Below are 19,803 nucleotides of genomic sequence, written 5' to 3' on the forward strand. Positions count from 1 at the left end.
CGACACCGGGCTGGCACGGCTCAACTCCCCTTAGTTTGCAGGCTCACTTGCAGCGTGCCGATGTTGTCGCGCAAACCGGCCCCGTAGACGCCGTCCAAGTCATCGTTGATACACAACTGCAGTGGCCCCGACTGGCCCGCTGGCGCTTGTGCGTCAGCCCCTACGAGGAATGGCATATTGCTGCCGACTTTGCCAATTAGCGCGGCTTCCGGCACACCTGGCAAGGTGTAGCGTGCGGGAGCTGGGTAGGCGGGGTTGCCGGCGGGTCCCACCATGCCGGTAGCGGGGTTGGCGGTCCATGACCCTTGGGCGCTGATCCGCGTGACTTGGCGGCCGGTCACATTCAGCCCACTGGCCTGCCAGGCCTCGTTGGCCTGTACGATCAGGGTGATTGGGTACAGCACATTGATGGCATCGCTGGTGCTGGCTGCATCGAAATTCGCACCGGCCAGGGCGCTGGCCATCTCAGACGCTGGCGTACCGGGCAATACGTTGGGGGCGAGGATGATTGTACCAATTTCAAGTGCCGTCAGACTCGGATAGGTTTCATGCAGGATGATCGCCAGCGTCGCTGCGGTGATGGGTGAGAATACCTCGTGTACCGCTTCGGCCACCGCGACGCCGTTTTGAACGAGCTCTTCGTGTGGCAGCACGAGCGCCCTGGCGCCAATGCCGGTGGGGGCCGACGCCGTTGTCGATGACAGCGCAACGCGCACCGCCTCACGTGGCCCCAGTCCCTGCTCCTTGAGGGGTTGCAGGAGGTTGATCAAGGGTTGTACATCGATTGTCATGTGAGTATTCCTCTATAGGGGGCACTGACTGATTTTTGAGGGGCAGGCTGGCCATCAGGCCAGCGGTGGCGGGCTGGTGCGCGTCCAGCTCGACCAGTCGCCACCCGGTGAGCCTTGGGCGATCTGCCAGAGCTGGTTATCTTTGTCGACAGCCCAAAGCAGAACGCAACCATTGTTCTGCAAGGCTGCCGCAATTTTTTTCATGGGCGTCGGTTGCCCCTTGAAACCAGGGCCTTCCCAGTGGCTCCAGGGGCCGCCGGCAGTGGTCTGGTACAGCGTCCACACCTGGCCGCTGGCACCGACACCCCATAGCTCCACACCACGATTGCCATGCTGTTCCGACGCAGCAATAGAGGTAAACGCTTCTGGCTGGCCGACAAAGCCGGGGCCTTGCCAAGCGCCCCAGTCACCACCGGGCGACTGCTGGCTGATGCCCCACAGCTGGCCATCGCGGTCCAGCCCCCAGAACATCACTTTGCCATTGTTCTGTTGCGCGGCTGCGAGCTTGAACAGGGGGGTGGGTTGGCTCTTGAAGCCGGGGCCTTCCCAATGGCTCCAAGCGCCGCCTGCGATCAGTTGGTACAAGGTCCAGACTTGGCCGTCGGCACCCGCCGCCCACAGTTCCACACCACGACTGCCACCCTGTTGCGATGCCGCCAGTTGCTCGAAGGCGCAAGGCTGGGCACCCACCTTGGGGCCGCTCCAGGGGCTCCAGTCACCACCGGGGCTGCCCTGGCTGCAGGTCCAGACGCTGCCTGCGCCGTCCAGCCCGGCAAACAGTACGTTTCCATTGTTCTGTAGCGCAGCTGCCAACTTTTTCAAAGGGGTCGGCTGTTTTTTGAATCCCGGACCTTCCCAGGCGCTCCACTCAGCACCGGGGATTCGTTGGTACAAGGTCCATACCTGCCCCGATGTGCCGGCTACCCACAACTCGATGCCACGGTTGCCGCCTTGCATTGAGGAGGCGATCGTCGCGAAGGGTTCCTGAACGGGGGGCGCGGGGTAAAGCACCTTGATGGCATCGGCCACTGCCGTCGGTGAAAAGCCTGCCGAAACCAGTGCGCTCTGCATCTGTGCAGCTGTGGCGTCGGGGAACACTCCCGGCGCTAGCAGGACCTTGCCGATCTCCACCGGCCCAAGGTCTGGGTAGAGCTTGTGCAGGATGCTGGCCATCTCGCTCAGCGTGACAGGCGCATAGACCTGAACCAGCGCCTGGGCCAACGACGCGTGCTGTACGGGCGCATCGGCTTGGAGAGTGCTGGATGTGTCGGTGTCGGTGCCGAGCTGTGCCAGCACGGTGCTCGCAGCCAGCATGGCAGGCATGCCTTGCTGGCGCAGGGGCTGCAGGAGCCTGATCAGGCTCGGAACATCAGTTGTCATGCGGGGCTCCTTGCTTCAGTGATAAGCGCTGACCAGCGCGATGGACAAATCCAGGGGGGACAAGCCTGGGAACACTGCCGTGAGCCCCGCGCCGGTATCCTCCGCAGGGTATCCGGCTTGCGCCATGGCCGCGGCTAGGTCCTTGGCGACCAGTTCGGGGAATGCCTTGTGCAGGCTAGTTGCACAGACTACGCCGGTTGCGCCTTGGGCACGTAGGGCACGAGCCGTTTGCACCGGGCCGGGGTAGGCCTGGATCAACGCCTCCGCCAGCGCCTGCGGCGGAGTCTGTGGCCAAACGGCGAGCAAGCCCTTGCTGGTGTCGACAACGGCGTAACCGCCCTTGGCCATGGTGCTGGCCAGGGTATCGAGGGTTAGAGTCGGGAACGTATGCAATAGCTGAGGCCCGCAGTCAGCACCCGGCACGCCCCGCGCAAACAGACGGCTGGCCATTTGCACCGGATCTGGGTAAGCCTGTGTCAGCGCTGCCGCCAGGTCTTGTGGTGAGGTTTGCGGCCAGACCGCCATAAGGCCCTTGCTGGTGTCGGCCACGGCGTAACCGCCTTGGGCCATGGCGCTCGCCAAGGTTTCGATGTTCAGGCTCGGGAAGGCGTCCAGCAATTGTTGGGCGCAATGGACTCCATCGACCCTCTGGCTGTTAAGAGCCGTCGCCATCTCTACAGCACTGGCGTACAGCGTGATGGTGACTTCGACCGTGGTCGAAGGTACACCGGGCACGATGTCGTTCTGGCCCTCGGTAGGGATGGCCTGGACCTGTAGTTGGTAGAGTCGTGGCGAGCCGGCGGCACCGTTGAGGGTCAGTTTCGCAACCCACTCTTGGCCCTGGGCACTTGCTTGCAACGGGGTCACTTGCAACGGGCTGCCGGCGCTGTGTATGACTGCCTGATAGCGTGTGGCATTGGCCACGGCTTGCCAGCGCAGGGTGACGTTGCTACCGGCACTGCTGGCTTGCAGGTTCAACGGCTGGTCCAGGCGAACCAGGGTCAGCACATCGCTGGCCGGGCTAGCCACCGTGATGCTGCTGCCGTGTGTCACCAGGCTGAAGCCAAAGTTGCCGGCAGGCGCCGCCGCCTCGAAGGTGACGACACACTGCGTAGGCGGTGCCTGTTGCGGTTGGGGGGGCTCGATGTTCCGGTCGGGGACCCAGGTGCTACCGGCATGCATGCTGGAGAGGACATAAGACTGCGCTTCGGGCACGGCCGCCCAGCTCAGCATCACGCCACAGTCGGGCGCGCTGATGCTGCTCTCGTTGTGCGCCTGCAGGACTGTCGGCGCGGCAAGACGCTGGAATGATGCACCGACCCATACAGTCTTGGCATCGCCATGAGTACCCTGCACCTGGGCCTTGTACGGACCGGGGAGCCATTGGGCGTCGAAATCGAAATGGGTGTCGCGCGCGGCGACGTCCAGGCCAGGTTGGTCGAGCAGGACTTTTGCTGCGCTGTCGAGCAGTTGCGCATGATAGCCGGCGTTCCCCTGGCCACCGCCCCAGGCGAGTGTCACTACCCGGTTGACAACGCTGACGCTGGGGTGGTCGGGCGGGCTTTGGGTGCCAGTCCCCGTGCCGGTTCCGGTTCCGGTGCCCGTACCGGTTCCAGTACCTGTGCCGGTTCCAGTGCCAGTCCCCGTACCGGTTCCGCCGACGATCGCGATGATGCTCGCAACCGCACCTGCTACCGCCGCCGCGGCGCCCGCGGCTCCGGCGGCGGCCGCTTCGGATGCGGCCAGCGCCGAAGCCGCGGTTGAAGCCACGGCGTCGGCGGCGGCGCCATCTATCAGTTGCTGGCATGCCAGCGTGGCTGCGTAAGAGGCGGCAGCCTTGCCCGCCGTCAACGCAATCAAGGTGGCGATGGCCTCGCTGTTCTTGAGCAGGCCTTGCACGAACGATTCCGCCGCGCTGGCCAGCGCGCGATCGATATAGGCCCCGAGCTCCGACATCTTGATCGAGTTAGGCAGGGGAATCGAGACAATGCCAGGGAAGGGGATCGCTGCAGCGGTCAACGAAGTGTCGGCGATCGTCAGGGTGTACTTGCCATCCAGTTGCAGGCTGACGCCGTTGTCCTGCGTGCTGAACGACACGCTAATTTTGAATGTCGATTTGAGCAAGGTCTTGAAGGCGAAATCTACCAACTTACCGCAGCCGGAACTGCCTTGTTCGGACAGCTTTTGCAGCGTCTTGATGAAGTCTATCGCCTGGGTCAGGTAGTCGAAGCTTGGCCAATTGGTGACCTGGAAACCACCATCCTTGCTGTAGCGCACGCCCAGCGAGACATTTTTCGGCAGAAACGGCGAGTAATCGGAAAGAGAGGTGAGCGTGCCGTCGATCTGCATGTTGCCCTTGCTGTTCTTGCTGGTCATCACGCTGACATCGACACCGAACGATGCCTGCATGAACCACAAGCTGCCAGCAAACCCCATCGACTGCTTGCCCGAGACCGTGGAGATGGCAAGTGCCGGGCCACCAGTGGCGCTGGTCGCCTTAGGTGCGGCGATAGTCAGGATGTAGATGTCGATGGGATTGCCCAGGGCGATGGAGGCGGTGACGCCGTCCTTGGCGATCTGGATGTTGCCAACTACCTCGAAGGTGGTGACCAGTGTCAGGTCGAACAGCGCCTGGATATTGAAACCCGGCTGGTAGACGATGCTGCTGGCCGGCGGTGCGGTAGGCAATGTGCTCGGCACGATGGGGCAGGCGAACGTATCCAGACTCAGTGGTTGGCTGCCCGTCGTACTGCGATAGTAGAGCTGGCTGCCGGCCTTGAAGACGATGTTGATCAACGAGGTGGGCCATACCGCTTCGCCGATGCATTGGTTGAACACATCACCGATCGAGAGGGTCTTGTCAACTTTGACACTGGCAACCTGAGGGGTGCTGTTTACCAGATAAATGTACCCAGTGAGCTGGGCCGAACCCACCTTGACTGTGCCCTGTACCTGGAAGTTTTTCTGCGCGCTGGCGCCGCCATAGCGAGCGAAAACGCCGAACATCAGGTTGCTGAACGAGATGCCGGCCATGGCCCCACCGAACAGTTTAGGGATGCTGGCATCGGGCTTGGCGGTCTGCAGGCAGGCGGCGAAGGTCTTGTTGACGTCATCGGAAACCAGCGCACCGCTGAAGACGTAGTCGTTATCAAATACCGAGACGGTGAGATTACCGTTGACGCTCAGTTGCCTGGCCGTGGTGAACTGATAACTGATCTTGATGTTCTCGAAACCGAACAGGCCGAACAATTTGATGTTTGGAAGCGCAGCTGTGTAGAACGCCTGTTTGACAGCGGTGCCGGCCGCGCTACCGCTGGCGAGCAGGGCGGACAACGAGAGTGTGTCACCGCTGCCTGCCGAGGTGTCATAACCGATTTGAAACAGGCTGCCGAACAGTTCTATGTCCTTCAGACTGACCGTTAGCCAGAACCCACAGGTGTTGTCCATGGTCAGGGTGGTGGTGGCCACGCTCATGGGGACCGGCGTCTGTGGAAAAACGCTGAACAGATTGGTGCCGCTCGGCGGCGTGCCGTTGCCGAAGTGGTTGAAGGTGAAAAAACCCGCATCCTGTACCAGTAAGTGGCCGGTGGGCAGTTGCGTATTGAAGGCGTTGTTGATCAGCTCAAGAACATCCATCCCGCCAGCGTTCGCGGCGGCCAAGTCTGCGTAGATCAGGCTGTATTGACGTGACAGGTCCAGTTGGCACTTGCTCTGGGTGGCGAACTTGCCACCAAAAATCTCTGTCCAGGCAAAATGTGCCGATACGCGGATATCCATGGGCGAGTGGCCCTCCCGCAGGCAAGGTACTTCGAAGTGGCGGGGCCAAGACTACTGCCCCGCCATTTAGGCGAACGTGGTTCAGCTGAAGGTATGGGTCTTGGGATCGTAGGTGCCTTCCGAGACGACTACGTTCAAGTCTTTGACCACATCGCTGCCGATGGCGCCCGAGATCACGTCCATAGGTGGCGACACGGCGACGAACACCTGATTGGCGGCCCCCACGGCGACTGCGAGTAGTGTTTGCGGGTCCGGCGTCTTGCCGCCAGCTTCGGGAGCCTGCGAGATGACACTGAACAGGAACGGTGCGGCCGCTGTGGGGGCGGAGCTTGGGATGGCGAGCGAGGCGGTGTAGATTTTGTTGTCGATGTTGAATACTGCGTTTACGACAGCGCTGATAGCCATTATGAGAACTCCATTCTGCATTGACTGGCGATTACGATGGGTGACCAGCTACCTGGTACCCGATGGTGACGCATGATCACTGTAGTAGGCATTTTTGATGGCAAATAGCCACACGACGAACGGTCACTGCCGGGGAGTCCAACACCGGCTTCTAAAATTGCTGATGTCCGTATGGCGGCCGCTGAGCGAGACCTTGCCGAAATTGCAGATCAGCATATAAGAGACTCTCGCGCACTCGCCTCGATTTGAGGCAGGGGCAATGTAGCCTCCGACTGAGGTGTATGCGGTTGACGATGATCTTTTACGTTACCCCCCCTCTGAGTCGGACGTTGCTAGTAATTCACGTACTTTGTCGCGGACTTTATCAACGATGCTGATACCAGAATTTAAAATTTTATAAAGGCCCGATGCTATCTACTGAGTCAGGAGGTCCGATGTTTACAGAGGCTCTGTACCAGAATGCCCTTGGTGCTTACAGGGTAAGGTTAGAAGCACTTCTCCATATCCCCACAAACGCTTCAGATCAGGACATCCACGAACTGATCGAGGCGGGTTTTTCGCCGAGTAATGTCAAAGCTCTTTGCGACCTTGGAAGAATTAGCATGCTTGAGTGCGACCAGATAATTCCGCTTAAAACTCTCAACGCGAGGTTGGTGCGTGGCCAGCAATTGACGGTAGAGGAGAGCGATCGTCTGTTCCGTGTTGCACACATCATCGCCATGGCCCAGACACTCTTTGGGGATGACGAAAAAGCCAAACGTTGGCTATTCGAGTCCAAGGATCGCTTTTCGGGCAAAAGCCCTGTTGCGATGCTTTCCACCACTCAGGGCACCCATCTGGTTGAGGAGGTGTTGATTCAGGTAGCAGAAGGGTTTGTATTTTAATTTTGTGGCGCGTTATACAGACCGTGGTGAATAGGCCGATCAAAGGTAGAGGTATATCGCCGGAAACCAGTCGTCTGCCTGGCGACACGCCTTGCTCAAGGTCGAGATACCAGACAGCGGTCTGCAATAGCACAGCCCTCGATCCTTCTATCAGCCGTTTTTTCCTGCATTGCACTCACGGCGGATACGTTCAAACAGTGAGTCTAAATCCGTATCTGGATCGAGGAGCAAAAAACTCTCAACGAGCAGGGTGAGCGGATGTACATCCATCCTTTGGGCGAGCTCGAATGCCTTTTCTAGAGTCACGTTTTTGAGGCCTCGCTCAAGTGTGCTTAGGTATGTCCTGCTACTGACGATGCCGAAATCTTCTTGGGTCAAGCCACGGCGAATCCGCGAGTTACGTAAGGCAATGGCAAATGCTTCCCTGAGTTCCATTTTGCTTATCCACAAAAGGAACGATGAAGCCTTTTTGAACTCTATAGAGCTACAATCTATAGTGTTCATTTTTGGAGAGCTTTATGTCCGCACTTCAGAATACTGCCCGTCACCCATCGGCGACGAGTGGAGAGCACAACCCTTCTACGATAGTGCTTGTGGCAGTGGCTAACGTTGCCCAGCCGGAGGAGGGGGTAGGGATAGTCAAGCGTTTCTCAGGCCAAGATTTGATTGACCTCTTTCACGAAGTGGATCGTCCTGATTCAAATAAAACTATCGTGGGTGTCCAGTTAGCCATACCTCCTGAACTGAATGGCACTTCGCGATGGATCGCTGAAGCCATCGTTGACTTTGCGCGAGTCAGACTTTTCAGTGCAGATGCACAGGGCGTGGATACATATGCGTATCGCTTGGCAACAAATGCTATTTATAGAGACAGCGCCAAGGTCGAGCCGTCAGATATCTTTGAGTGGCGATCCCTCTACGAAGTATCCCGTGCCAACGGTGTCGATGACCCAGAGCTGGTTGTCCACCAGACCTGGCTGTCAACTGTCATTACTCGAATGGTGAATGCTGTAAATCTATCAGTGGAAGCGGCGGAGTCTCAGTAGTCGTTGCACACCCATCTTTACTAAGACCCCGACTCGACTACTCCTATCGGCGGGACTGAGGCCATGATGAAAGGAAGACGCAAAATCAAACACCCTAAGTGGGCTTTGCAAGCGCAGGTTGAGGCAGAAGCTAATCACTTGATGGCAAATCGTTCAAAAAAAGCAGCACACCGATTTTTTGATGCGATTACGCCGCTTCTGATTGATCAGGAGCCCACTGGACGGCTGGCGGGAGCCGCACGAATTACTGCTGCTGTACCCAGTACTCAGCAAGTCTCCTGATTCGGTACCACAGAGCTTGCTCCATCAGGGCTATCTCCAGCCCAAACGATTCTCGTACATCCTTTCCAGTACGCTCGACGAATGAATCCTCATCCGCCGGCATGTCGCCTGACTTTCCGTCGGCGTGCTTGCCGATCGCGAACTAATTCTTAGAGAATGTGCAGGTTATTGCTCGCCAGCGTGCGAGAACAAGCTATCAGATCTAATGGTATCGCTCTCATTTCTGATGACCACCGAGGCCTTAGACAGCCCGTGAACATCTATGACATACAATTTAACATAATATACATTACACGTAACAAGATGTTACAAGATCAGCCCGGTTGCACACCTGATTTCAATCTCCACCATGGCTCCTCAAAGCACCTTGCCTTTGATGCCTGGCGATCGCTCTATTTGGAATGTGCTGCTCTCAATCCTCGTCACGCGTCAGCTTTTCAATCAGCGCCCGATGCTGCGGATACTGCGCCGTAAGCTTCCGCCGATTCCCCATTTCCATATCCGCGAAATCAAATCCTGGCGAAACCGCTTCGCTGATCAAGCCAAATCCATTCTCGCCATTCAATAGTCTGGAGGCTTTCCAGATTCCGCCCGGTACGTGCAATTGCAGTTGTTGTCCTGCCAGAACGTCGCTGCCCATCACCAATGTCTGTAGCGAACCGTCAGGATGAATCAGGCTGTACTCGATGGCGTCGCCCAGATGGAAATAATGCAGGATGTCTGACTGGTTGAAATGAAACTGGCCGACGGGCGACTCTTCGGTCAACAGGTAATAAATGGACGTCATCAAATAACGTGAGCCGCCCTGGGTTTCGAGCATTTCTCGATGGTCGGCCTGAAATGTCCTGCGGAAATAGCCGCCTTCAATATGAGATTCAAGTTTCAGGGCTGCAATGACGTCTTTTGCGCTCGCCTGGCGTTTCAACATAGCCTTCTCCATTGATTTCACAGTAGATTTTCGCATAGCTCAACTAAAGGCTCATTTAGTGTAGTTAACCTAATATGTCGACACATTCGAAGATGTTAGCCTCATTTAGCGTCTTCTTCGTTAGCTTGTGCTTACCAAACCGCAATATGCGAATCCGCCCTGGGCTCAGTCCCACCACAAAGCACACCACTGACCGGATCACGAATAATAATCTGCCCTCTGCCGTAATCCGTAAGGTCAGAGGCGATCTGTACCTCATGTCCCCGTCGCGCCAGCGCATTGGCCAAATCCCTCGAAGCCCCCTGCTCGATCCCTACCTTCATCCCTCCCAGCCATTGCCAGCGCGGAGCGTCCAGCGCCGACTGCGGGTTCAATCCGAAATCCACCAGGTTCATGACCATCTGCACATGCCCCTGAGGCTGCATATAGCCGCCCATCACACCAAACGGCCCAAGCGCCTGGCCATCCTTGGTCAGGAAGCCCGGAATAATCGTATGGAACGTCTTCTTGCCCGGTGCCAGACAGTTGGCATGTTCCGGATCAAGGCTGAATTCTTGCCCTCTGTTCTGCAGCGCAATGCCGCTGTCAGGCAGCACCACACCCGAACCAAAGCCGTGGTAATTACTCTGGATGAACGACACCATGTTGCCGTGCCCATCGGCCGTCGCCAGATACACGGTGCCGCTGGCGTGAGGATCGCCTGGCTTCGGTGGCTGAGCCTTCTCACCAATCTGCCCCCGGCGCCGAGCGCTGTAGCCATCACTCAACAGATCGGCCACCGCCACGCGCATGTGCAATGGATCGGTGATGTAGTGCAAACCATCGCTGTACGCCAGTTTCATGGCCTCCAGCTGACGGTGCCAGGTTTGCTGGCTGTCACGATGATCGAAATCGAAACCCTCGAGAATCTTCAGCGCCATCAACGCGACCAGGCCCTGGCCGCTTGGTGGGATTTCCCAGACATCCACACCGCGATAATTGACGTGGATCGGCTCCACCCATTGCGCACGGTAATGTTCCAGATCCGTAGCTCGCAGATACCCGCCAGTAGCCCGTGAATGCGCATCCAGACGCTGAGCCAAAGCGCCGCGATACAAACTTTCACAGCAGCTCTCAGCCAATTCTTCAAGCGTCCGCGCTTGCGCTGGATTGCGAAACAGCTCCCCTGCCCTCGGCGCCCGCCCCTCAATCAGGAAAGTATCGAACCAGGCGTCCAGCACCTCGTCGCGATGGGGACTGAACTCATCCAAAGCGACCTGCCACTGATGGGCAACCACGGGCGACAGCGGAAAACCATCTCGCGCAAGGCTGATGGCCGGTTGCAACAAATCAGCGAACGGCAGCACGCCAAAGCGTTGAGAAAGTTCGGCCCAGGCCGAAGGGCAACCGGGTACCGTCACCGGCGTCCAGCCATACAGCGGCATCTGTTCATGTCCAGCCGCCTTGACCGCTTCGATGCTCAAAGCAGCCGGTGCATGGCCGTTGGCGTTGAGCCCATGCAACTGATCCTTGAACCAGACCAGAGCAAAAGCGTCACCACCAATGCCACACCCCGTTGGCTCGACTACGGTCAGCGCTGCCGCGGTGGCGATGGCGGCGTCGATCGCATTGCCACCCTTTTGCATCATCTCGATGCCGGCCTGAGCGGCCAGCGGCTGGGACGCCGCCACCATGCCACGACGGGCAAAAACACTTTGGCGTTGCGACGGATACGGGTACTCGTGAGCAGAAAATTTCAGCATGGCAAAGGCTCTTCAAAACAAGGATTCATTGGCCGGACTTGATCCGGTTCCATTCGCGGGTCATCAGGCGCTGGATGTTTTCCGGCAGATCGGCGGAGACAAAGGTGTGACTGATCACCTCGTCACTCGGGTAGATTCCCGGGTTGCCGCTGACCTTGGGATCCATCAAGGGCGTGGCGTCCTTGTTCGGATTCGCGTACCCCACATAGTCACTGACCGACGCAATGACCTCGGGCCGCAGCAAGTAGTTGATCACGGCATGGGCGTTGGCCACGTTGCCGGCATCCTTGGGAATCGCCAGCATGTCGAACCACAGGTTCACGCCTTCCTTGGGAATCAGGTAGCGGATATCGATGTTTTTCCCGGCCTCGCGAGCCCGGGTCTGGGCCTGCATCACATCGCCGGAATAACCGATCGCCACGCAAATGTCGCCATTGGCCAGGTCCGCGGTGTACTTCGATGAGTTGAAGTAAGTCACCGAGGGCCGCAAGGTCATCAGCAGTTTCGACGCCTGCTTGTAGTCGTCCGGTTTGACGCTGTTGGGGTCGAGCCCGAGATAAAGCATCGCTTGAGGAATGATCTTCACCGGCGCATCGAGAAAGGCCACACCGCAGCTTTTAAGTCTGGAAAGATTTTGCGGATCGAACACCATCGACCAAGAGTCCAGCGGCACGTCCTTGCCCAGCACCGCGCGCACCTTCTCCTCGTTGTAGCCGATGCCCACGGTGCCCCACATATAAGGCACGGCATAGCGGTTGCCCGGATCGGCCGCCTCCAGACGCTGCATCAAACGCGGGTCGAGGTGCTTCCAGTTATCCAGCAACGCTCGTTGCAGCGGCTGATAGGCACCGGCGCGAATCTGTTTCGACAGAAACTGGCTGGAAGGCACCACCACGTCATACCCCGAGTGCCCGGAAAGCAACTTGGCCTCGAGCATTTCATTGGTGTCGAAGATGTCGTACTGAACCTTGATGGCACTGTCTTTTTCGAAGTTCTTCAGGGTGTCGGGACCAATGTAGTCGGACCAGTTGTAGACCTTCACCACCGCGTCGGCGGCCTGGATCATGGGCACCACGGCAGCGCAGCACAGGGCCGCAAACACGCTCGATAAACGCATCGTCATTATCCTTGTGAGTCTCACAGCACGCGGCTGAGAAAGGCTTGGGTACGGGGATGAGAGGGGCGACTGAATATCTGTTCCGGCGGTCCCTGTTCGATCAGTTCACCCTGATCGAGCACCACTACTCGGTCGGCGACCTCTCGGGCAAAACCCATTTCATGGGTGACCACCACCATCGTCATGCCCTCCTCCGCCAGTTCCTTCATCACCTGCAGAACCTCGCCGACGGTTTCCGGATCAAGGGCACTGGTGGGTTCGTCGAACAGCATCGCCTGGGGTTTCATGGCCAGGGCCCGGGCAATCGCCACCCGTTGTTGTTGGCCACCGGAAAGCATCGAGGGGTAATGGTTGGCCTTCTCCGCCAGCCCGACACGTTTGAGCAGCGCCCGCGCTTGTTCCTCCGCCGCTTTGCGCGGCACACCCAACACCTGAATCGGTGCTTCGATGATGTTTTCCAGCGCGGTCATGTGCGGGAAGAGATTGAAGCGCTGAAACACCATGCCGATGTCCCGCCGCTGACGGGCGATGTTGCGCTCCGAATCCCGTACCAGGCTGCCATCGGCCTTCGTGCGATAGCCCATGGACTGACCGTTTACGCGGATCTGCCCGGACTGAATGTCTTCCAGCAAATTGATGCAGCGGATAAACGTGGTTTTACCGGACCCCGAGGCGCCGATCAGCACCACCACTTCACCGCGCCGGACTTGCAGGGAAATCCCTTTGAGAATTTCGAGGTTGCCGAACGACTTGTGAATGTTCAGCGCTTCAATGATCAGATCGTCACTTTGGTGCGCCATGATTAACGTCCCCTCAGCAGTTTCAGCGTGCTGCGACCGAACATCCGACTGGATGCCGGCGGCGGCGGCGAAGGCCGATCCGACTGGCCGAAACGTGTCTCCAGCCAGCGCTGGAAGAAACCCCACAGCGTCGTGAGCAACAGGAAATAGATCGCCACCACGAGGTACAACTCGAATACCCGAAAGGTCGCCGAAGTCACCATCTGCGTGCTGAGCAACAGCTCTTGAACACCGATCACACTGACCAGCGTGGTGTTTTTAAGCATCACGTTGAACTCGTTACCCAGCGGCGGCACGATGACCCGAAACGCCTGCGGCAAGACGATACGGCGCATCAACTTGGCGAAAGTCATGCCCAGGGAGCGCCCCGCCTCGTATTGCCCCTTGTCGACGGCACCGATACCGGCGCGAATGATCTCGGCCATGTACGCACCTTCGTTAAGGCCCAACGCAATGATCGCGGCCTGGATGTTGCCGGGGATCATCAGCCCGAACAGTTCAATGTCTTCAAAGCGGAAAATCCCGCCCGCCGCCAACGCCGTATAGAGGAAGACGATCTGCACCAGCAAGGGCGTCCCGCGCATCAGCCACACATAAAAACGCACCGGCAAATGCAGCAAAGGGTTCTTCGACAATCGCAGCAACGCCGCCGCCAACCCCAGGACACAACCCAGCAACATGGCCAGCACACTGATCAGGCACGTCAGCCAGAGCCCGGTGAGGTAGACCCCGCTGGGCTGCAACAGGTACTGCCAGAACACATCCCAATTGAAGTTCATCAACGCTTACCTCAATCGAGAGTGTCGCTGGAGACGTGCCATTTACTCAGGAGCTGGCTATAGCTGCCATCGCTGCGCATGTCGGTGATCACTTGCTGCACCGCGGCACTCAGTTGCGGATCGTCCTTGCGAATACCCAGACCGGTGAGGATCCGGCTGAAGGCTGGAACGCCTTCCTCGAACAGGTCCGGTGCCATGGCGGCGTAATACCCGGCGGTTTCCACCGTGGTGCCGTAAGCATCGACCTGACTGATGCGCAGCGCCTGGAATGCATCGGTGTCGGTGTTGTAGACCACCAGTTTCATCGGTGGCTTGCCGGCCTTGGCCAGGCTTTCATTCTCGGTATCGAGCAAGGTCTTGATGGTCGAACCGTTGAGCACCGCGATCTTGTGCGCGCTGAGATCAGCCAGCGTCTTGAGCCCCTTCGGGTTGCCCTTGGGCACCACTACCGCCTGGCTGGAATACATGTAGTTGACGATGTCGATCACCTCGCGGCGCTCGGGCTTGTCGAACAACTGGTCGACGATCATGTCGCACTGTTTGGCCAGCAAGGCCGGCAGCAATCCGGAAAACGGGATCACCCGCCACTCGACCTTCTTGTCCCCCAGACGCCTGGCGACTTCCAGGCCCAGGTCGACGGTCAGGCCTTTTGGTTTTTGTGCTTCATCGAAGGACACCAATGGCGGCGAATCCATGCCCGAGCAATAGGTGAGTTTGTCGACCTTGAGCAAGCGCTCCGGCACAGTGGGTGCGGCGATCGCCCACTGTGTACAGAGCCCCAGGGAAATTGCAGCCAACAGCAGGCGAGACGTATGCATGACCAGACACTCCAGTTCGGTTAGTAACGGGGCAGTTCTCAAAGTCAAAACATCGGCGGGCTCGGTGCCCGCTCTGTGGTTATCGTTCCGATTGCAGAAACTTGATGAGCTCAGGGACCGTGCCTTCGATGTGCTCGCGCACCACCGCTTCTGCCTTCGCGGCATCACCGGCACGAATTGCGTCGAGGATCACCACGTGTTCCTGGCGTGCACTCAGTGGCTTTTCAACGTGCTGCAGCCAAAGACGCATGGGGGCTTCGATCAGCGAGTAGAGCGCGCTGATCTGTTTCACCAGACGAGGTCGTCCACTGAGGCTACACAGGTACTCATGGAACTTGCGGTGGCGACTGACCCAGGCCGCACTCTCGTCGCGGTAGTCATCCATTTCGTCGAGCAGTCGTTCCAGTGCGGTCAACTGACGTTCACTGATCTTTGGCACCGCAACTCGAATCGCCAGCCCCTCAAGGGCGCTGCGCATCTCGAACACTTCGTGCATTTCCTCGACATCCAGACCGCTGACAATCGCGCCGCGATTGGGCCTGAGCGTCACCAGCCCCTGAGCATCGAGACGGCGAAAGGCTTCACGCACGGGCATCCGGCTCATGCCGATTTCACTGGCAATGTCCTCGGCGATCAGCCGGTCACCTTTGCGATAACGGCCGCCGCAGATGCCTTCCAGAAGAAAGTTGTAGGCCTCCTCCTCGGCGGTCATCGGTTGGCGCTGGTCGTAGGCGGGAGCGAATTGCATGGCGGCACCTTTTGTCTTTTTGTATCCAATTATCCACGGATACATAAAAGCAGAATGCATGCCAAAACCTGAATCTTCCCGCCAAGCGATTGTTTCGAATGAATTAATGAAAAATAGCAGCGCGCACAACGATCAGATTTGCCGGTGCGACACTGGAGATTTGCTACCTAATGGCTCATTGCGAGACCCGGAAAGGTGCAGAACGGTAGCTGAGTAACACCTCTTGAAAACACGTCGGCCAGCCCCCACTCGCCTGCCAACGCAGCAGGCGAGTGAAATGAGACATTGCGCAGTGCCAATCAGCGCTTCACGCCAAAGCAGTGCGAAAGCTCAGGGAAACTGCCCTCACGCACATCCGATGCGTACTGCCCCACCGCATCGCGGATCACCGCATGCACATCGGCATAACGTTTAGCGAAACGCGGTACAAACTCACCACCCAGCCCGAGAATGTCTTCGATCACCAGCACCTGGCCATCGCACGCAGGCGAGGCGCCGATTCCGATGGTTGGCACGCGCAGGACCTCGGTCAACTCGCAGGCCAGCGGCTCTGCTACGCCCTCCAGCACAATGCAAAACGCACCGGCCGCTTCCATCGCCAGGGCGGCCTCACGGATAGCATCTGCCGATCGTTCGTCCATGCCCTGGGCCTTGAAGCCACCCATGGTGTTGACGAACTGGGGCATCAACCCGATATGCGCCATCACCGGAATGCCCCGCTCCACCAGAAACTGCACGGTGGGCGCCATGACCGCACTGCCTTCCAGCTTCACGGCAGCAATATTGGCCTCCATCATCAATCGCGCGGCACTGCGAAAAGCCTGAGCCGGTGACTCCTGATAAGAGGCGAATGGCAGATCAGCCACCACGCACGCGCGCTGTGTGGCACGCACCACCGCACGACTGTGTTGAATCGTCTGATCCAGTGTGAAATCCAGCGTGTTGGGCTGCCCGTAAGCAACCATCGCGGTCGAATCCCCCATCAGGATAACGTCGACAAATTCGTCAACGATCTCAGCAAGCGATCGATTGTGCGCGGTCAACGACACGATCTTGCGTTTGCCCTTACAAGCCCTGATGTCGGGTACGGTCAGACGGCGGGTTTCATTGACTGCGGTACTCATGACGTGAGCTCCTCGCGAAAACAGCGTTAAAGGAAGGACCTCTTGAATCGACGCAGACGCCAAATACGATCTCCGAACAAGGCTGGCCTCCACTTCTGATTTAATGTTCCCCGTCCTTGTATCCGGACGTTTTTCGGGGGCGATGGTAGAAGCATTTCTCCAGCCGGAGTGAGCGAACAATTTTTCTGAACCGTATGCGGAAATGGAATACAAGATGGACCTGAAGAACTTGCGCTATTTCGTGGAAGTGACAGAGCATGGAAGTTTCTCGAAGGCATCCCGCACCCTTCACGTCACCCAGTCGGCATTGAGCAAAGCCGTTCAATTACTCGAAGAGGAACTGGGCGCGACGCTATTGGTTCGCAGCCGTCCGGGCGTGCCGTCACGCTTGACCCCGTCGGGCGAAGTGGTCTTCCACCACGCCAAGGGATTGCTGAGTCGCAGCAAGGAAATGCTGACGGACGTGAACTTGCTCAACAGCCTCGTCACCGGTGTCCTTCAGCTGGGGCTGCCACCCTTGGGCAGTACCGATCAAGTAGCGGCCGTGTTGACCGAATTTCGGCGGCGCTTTCCCCAAGTGGAACTGCAATTGCGTGAGCAAGGAGGCCAGGCTCTGGAAGAGGCCGTTCGCAAGGGCGAGATAGAACTGGCGATCAGTCTGCGACCCGACGGAGACGACCTGGCCTGGCTGCCGATTTGTGAGGAACCACTGGTTGTCGTCCTGCCACCTCGCCACCCACTCGCCAACCGCCATCGACTGACACTGCCGGATTTGGCGCATCACCCTTGGGTGCAGTTGCAGGGCGCCTCGATTCTCAATCACCGCATCAAGCTCTGCTGCCCTGCTGTGGACGTCAGTCGCCTACAGGCAGCCAAAAGCGACAACCTGGCTTTTTGCTTGTCATTGGTGGCCGCGAACGCAGGCCTGCTGGTATTGCCCCGACTATTGGCGCAACACCACATCCCGCCCGGTGTGGAAATCGTTCCGCTCGAATGCGCGGAACTGGAATGGCAACTCGTCGCCATCTGGCGTAAGAACGCACAGCTGTCGGTCGCGGCACAGCAATGGCTTGAATTGTTGGCAACCACTGACTCACAGAAATCGTAGCGTTTTTATTCAGCTGCCATATACCTTCGCGGCAGGCACCGCCCGATTCAGCAATTGCTCGACAGCCCCGCCGACCTCGTCTACTGCCCAACGACCTTGCCTGTCCAGCTCAGGGCCTTTGCGCCAGCCATCGGCAATCGACAATTTGCCACCCTCCACTTCAAACATCTGCCCATTCACCGACGCGGATTCCTGCGAACCGAGCCAAACCACCAGCGGTGCTACGTTCTCGGGCGCGAAGTAATCAAACCCCTCCTCCGGTTTCTTCATGACGTCGGCAAACACTCCCTCGGTCATGCCTGTGCGCGCCGCCGGGGCCAGGGCGTTGACGGTAATGCCATAGCGCCCGAGTTCTGCCGCTTGCACCAGCGTCAACGCGGCAATCCCGGCCTTGGCCGCTGCGTAGTTGGACTGGCCGATAGAACCCTGCAAACCGGCACCGGAGCTGGTGTTGATGATCCGCGCACTCAGCGACTGGCCGCCCTTGGCCTGCTCACGCCAGTAACGCGCGGCATGACTGGAAATGCAGAAATGCCCTTTGAGGTGCACCGCCATCACCGCGTCCCAATCGGATTCGCTCAGGCTGGTGAACATACGATCACGACAGATGCCGGCGTTGTTGACCACCACATCCAGCCCACCAAAAGTCTCGATCGCCTGGCGCACGATCAGCGCCGCATCGTCATAGCGGGTGATGTCGTTGCTGTTGGCCACCGCCATGCCGCCCTGCGACTCGATGGCATCCACCACCGCCAGTGCGGCCTCGCGATTGATGTCGTTGACCACCACTTTCGCGCCCTCGGCGGCGAACGCCAGCGCATACGCCCTTCCCAGCCCTCCCCCGGCACCGCTGATGATCACGACGCGGTTTTTACAGATCTGCATGGTCCTGCTCCCGTCAAAACTTCATTCACAACCGTTCGATGATCGTCACGTTGGCCTGCCCGCCGCCTTCGCACATGGTCTGCAAACCGAAGCGACCACCGCTGCGTTCCAGCTCATGCAACAGGCTGCACATCAAGCGAGTGCCGGTGGCGCCCAATGGATGGCCGAGGGCAATCGCGCCGCCGTTGACGTTGGTCTGTTCGTGGGGATAGCCGGTCTCCTTCAGCCAGGCCATGGCGACGGAGGCAAAGGCTTCGTTGATCTCGACTCGATCGATGTCCTCAAGCTTCATGCCCGCTCGCTTCAACGCATAAGCAGTGGCCGGAATCGGCGCCGTCAGCATCCAGATCGGGTCCTCGGCGCGTACGCTGAGGTGATGGATACGCGCGCGCGGTGTTAGCCCGTAGCGCTTGAGCGCCGCTTCGGAAACGATCAGCATCGCGCTCGCCGCATCGCAGGTCTGACTGGACACCGCCGCGGTCACCCGGTCACAGCCAAACAGAAACTCCAGCTCGGCCATTTTCTCGAGACTGGTGTGGCGCGGCGTTTCGTCGTGAACAACGTCGGCCAGGGGTACGATTTCCCGCAGGAATCGCCCCTGCTCGATGGCGCGCAATGCCCGCTGATGAGACTCCAGTGAATACGCTTCCAACTGCTCGCGGGACAATCCCCACTTTTCGGCAATCATCTGCGCCGAACGAAATTGCGTCGGCGGTTGCCCGCCGTAGCGCCGTACCCAGCCTTCGGAGCCGCTGAACGGGTCACTGAAACCCAAAGGCTCGGCCGCGATCATGGCCGACGAAATCGGGATCTGCGTCATGGTCTGCACGCCACCGGCGATGACCACATCCTGGGTTCCGCTCATCACCGCTTGCGCGGCAAAGTGCACCGCTTGCTGGGACGAGCCGCACTGGCGATCAATCGTGGTGCCGGGGACGGACTGCGACAACCCGGCAGCCAGCCAACTGGTCCGCGCAATGTCCCCGGCCAGCGGGCCGATCGTATCGACGCAGCCAAAGATCACGTCGTCGTAATCCTCGTCGGGGATGTCGTTGCGTGCGACCAGTTCGCGCAAGACGTGGGCGCCCAGATCGGCCGCATGAATATGACTCAAACCACCCTTGCGCCGGCCCGTGGGCGTACGCAGGGCGTCGACAATATAAGCTTCAGGCATGATTTTTCTCGGTAA

19 protein-coding genes are annotated in these 19,803 nt (G+C 58.7%); 4 read left to right on the plus strand and 15 right to left on the minus strand.

The features are described 5' to 3' along the window. Nucleotides 1-20: 20 nt before the first annotated feature. The 4 genes from AC1RMX_RS05535 to AC1RMX_RS05550 all read right to left on the minus strand — a co-directional run bounded on the left by AC1RMX_RS05535 (nucleotide 21) and on the right by AC1RMX_RS05550 (nucleotide 6,353). A complete protein-coding gene (locus AC1RMX_RS05535; protein ID WP_493070901.1) occupies nucleotides 21-791 on the minus strand; it encodes a hypothetical protein in 771 nt (256 codons plus the stop codon). Nucleotides 792-845: 54 nt separating this feature from the next. Then, nucleotides 846-2,171, minus strand: a complete 1,326-nt coding sequence (locus AC1RMX_RS05540) for a DUF8189 domain-containing protein (protein ID WP_493070903.1) — start codon at nucleotides 2,169-2,171, stop codon at nucleotides 846-848. A 15-nt stretch (nucleotides 2,172-2,186) separates the two neighbouring features. Continuing rightward, on the minus strand, nucleotides 2,187-5,948 hold the full coding sequence (locus AC1RMX_RS05545) for a hypothetical protein (RefSeq protein WP_493070905.1): 3,762 nt from the start codon (nucleotides 5,946-5,948) through the stop codon (nucleotides 2,187-2,189). Nucleotides 5,949-6,029: 81 nt separating this feature from the next. Then, a complete protein-coding gene (locus AC1RMX_RS05550) occupies nucleotides 6,030-6,353 on the minus strand; it encodes a hypothetical protein (RefSeq protein WP_096821376.1) in 324 nt (107 codons plus the stop codon). A 434-nt stretch (nucleotides 6,354-6,787) separates the two neighbouring features. On the opposite strand from AC1RMX_RS05550, the gene AC1RMX_RS05555 reads away from it, so the two are divergent. Beyond that, a complete protein-coding gene (locus AC1RMX_RS05555) occupies nucleotides 6,788-7,237 on the plus strand; it encodes an Xre family toxin-antitoxin system antitoxin (protein ID WP_493070907.1) in 450 nt (149 codons plus the stop codon). A gap of 150 nt (nucleotides 7,238-7,387) precedes the next feature. On the opposite strand, the gene AC1RMX_RS05560 is transcribed toward AC1RMX_RS05555, so the two are convergent. Continuing rightward, complete coding sequence (locus AC1RMX_RS05560; RefSeq protein WP_096821380.1) at nucleotides 7,388-7,672, minus strand: helix-turn-helix domain-containing protein; 285 nt, start codon at nucleotides 7,670-7,672, stop codon at nucleotides 7,388-7,390. An 83-nt stretch (nucleotides 7,673-7,755) separates the two neighbouring features. Here AC1RMX_RS05560 and AC1RMX_RS05565 point away from each other — a divergent pair, with 83 nt between their 5' ends. Together AC1RMX_RS05565 and AC1RMX_RS05570 are read left to right on the plus strand one after the other, a co-directional pair. Beyond that, a complete protein-coding gene (locus AC1RMX_RS05565; protein ID WP_493070909.1) occupies nucleotides 7,756-8,283 on the plus strand; it encodes a hypothetical protein in 528 nt (175 codons plus the stop codon). Between the two features lie 63 nt (nucleotides 8,284-8,346). Then, nucleotides 8,347-8,565 (plus strand): hypothetical protein, encoded by a 219-nt coding sequence (locus AC1RMX_RS05570; RefSeq protein ID WP_141401791.1) that lies wholly within the window; start codon nucleotides 8,347-8,349, stop codon nucleotides 8,563-8,565. Nucleotides 8,566-8,977: 412 nt separating this feature from the next. On the opposite strand, the gene AC1RMX_RS05575 is transcribed toward AC1RMX_RS05570, so the two are convergent. From AC1RMX_RS05575 to panB, 8 genes are all read right to left on the minus strand, one after another. Further along, complete coding sequence (locus AC1RMX_RS05575) at nucleotides 8,978-9,493, minus strand: cupin domain-containing protein (RefSeq protein ID WP_493070911.1); 516 nt, start codon at nucleotides 9,491-9,493, stop codon at nucleotides 8,978-8,980. A gap of 131 nt (nucleotides 9,494-9,624) precedes the next feature. After that, nucleotides 9,625-11,235, minus strand: a complete 1,611-nt coding sequence (locus AC1RMX_RS05580) for a gamma-glutamyltransferase family protein (RefSeq protein ID WP_493070913.1) — start codon at nucleotides 11,233-11,235, stop codon at nucleotides 9,625-9,627. A gap of 25 nt (nucleotides 11,236-11,260) precedes the next feature. Further along, nucleotides 11,261-12,352, minus strand: a complete 1,092-nt coding sequence (locus AC1RMX_RS05585; protein ID WP_493070915.1) for a polyamine ABC transporter substrate-binding protein — start codon at nucleotides 12,350-12,352, stop codon at nucleotides 11,261-11,263. Between the two features lie 20 nt (nucleotides 12,353-12,372). Beyond that, nucleotides 12,373-13,152, minus strand: a complete 780-nt coding sequence (locus AC1RMX_RS05590) for an amino acid ABC transporter ATP-binding protein (RefSeq protein ID WP_493070917.1) — start codon at nucleotides 13,150-13,152, stop codon at nucleotides 12,373-12,375. Nucleotides 13,153-13,154: 2 nt separating this feature from the next. Further along, a complete protein-coding gene (locus AC1RMX_RS05595; RefSeq protein WP_493070919.1) occupies nucleotides 13,155-13,931 on the minus strand; it encodes an amino acid ABC transporter permease in 777 nt (258 codons plus the stop codon). 11 nt (nucleotides 13,932-13,942) lie between these two features. Next, nucleotides 13,943-14,749 carry an ABC transporter substrate-binding protein gene (locus AC1RMX_RS05600; RefSeq protein ID WP_493070921.1) on the minus strand — a complete coding sequence of 269 codons (807 nt, stop codon included), beginning with the start codon at nucleotides 14,747-14,749 and terminating at the stop codon, nucleotides 13,943-13,945. Nucleotides 14,750-14,828: 79 nt separating this feature from the next. Further along, complete coding sequence (locus AC1RMX_RS05605; protein ID WP_096821385.1) at nucleotides 14,829-15,497, minus strand: GntR family transcriptional regulator; 669 nt, start codon at nucleotides 15,495-15,497, stop codon at nucleotides 14,829-14,831. 299 nt (nucleotides 15,498-15,796) lie between these two features. Then, on the minus strand, nucleotides 15,797-16,621 hold the full coding sequence (panB, locus tag AC1RMX_RS05610) for a 3-methyl-2-oxobutanoate hydroxymethyltransferase (protein WP_493070923.1): 825 nt from the start codon (nucleotides 16,619-16,621) through the stop codon (nucleotides 15,797-15,799). Nucleotides 16,622-16,835: 214 nt separating this feature from the next. On the opposite strand from panB, the gene AC1RMX_RS05615 reads away from it, so the two are divergent. Continuing rightward, nucleotides 16,836-17,729 (plus strand): LysR family transcriptional regulator, encoded by an 894-nt coding sequence (locus AC1RMX_RS05615; RefSeq protein WP_493070925.1) that lies wholly within the window; start codon nucleotides 16,836-16,838, stop codon nucleotides 17,727-17,729. A gap of 9 nt (nucleotides 17,730-17,738) precedes the next feature. Here the strand turns inward: AC1RMX_RS05615 and AC1RMX_RS05620 are convergent, their stop codons facing one another. Both AC1RMX_RS05620 and AC1RMX_RS05625 read right to left on the minus strand, forming a co-directional pair. Next, the gene (locus AC1RMX_RS05620) at nucleotides 17,739-18,614 is read right to left on the minus strand and encodes an SDR family oxidoreductase (protein ID WP_493070927.1); all 876 of its coding nucleotides are present in this window, start codon (nucleotides 18,612-18,614) and stop codon (nucleotides 17,739-17,741) included. Nucleotides 18,615-18,639: 25 nt separating this feature from the next. Next, nucleotides 18,640-19,788: an acetyl-CoA C-acetyltransferase gene (locus AC1RMX_RS05625; protein WP_096821392.1), complete on the minus strand. Its 1,149-nt coding sequence runs from the start codon at nucleotides 19,786-19,788 to the stop codon at nucleotides 18,640-18,642. Nucleotides 19,789-19,803 lie beyond the last annotated feature (15 nt).

Source organism: Pseudomonas sp. GW822-FHT03F04 (assembly GCF_058801405.1).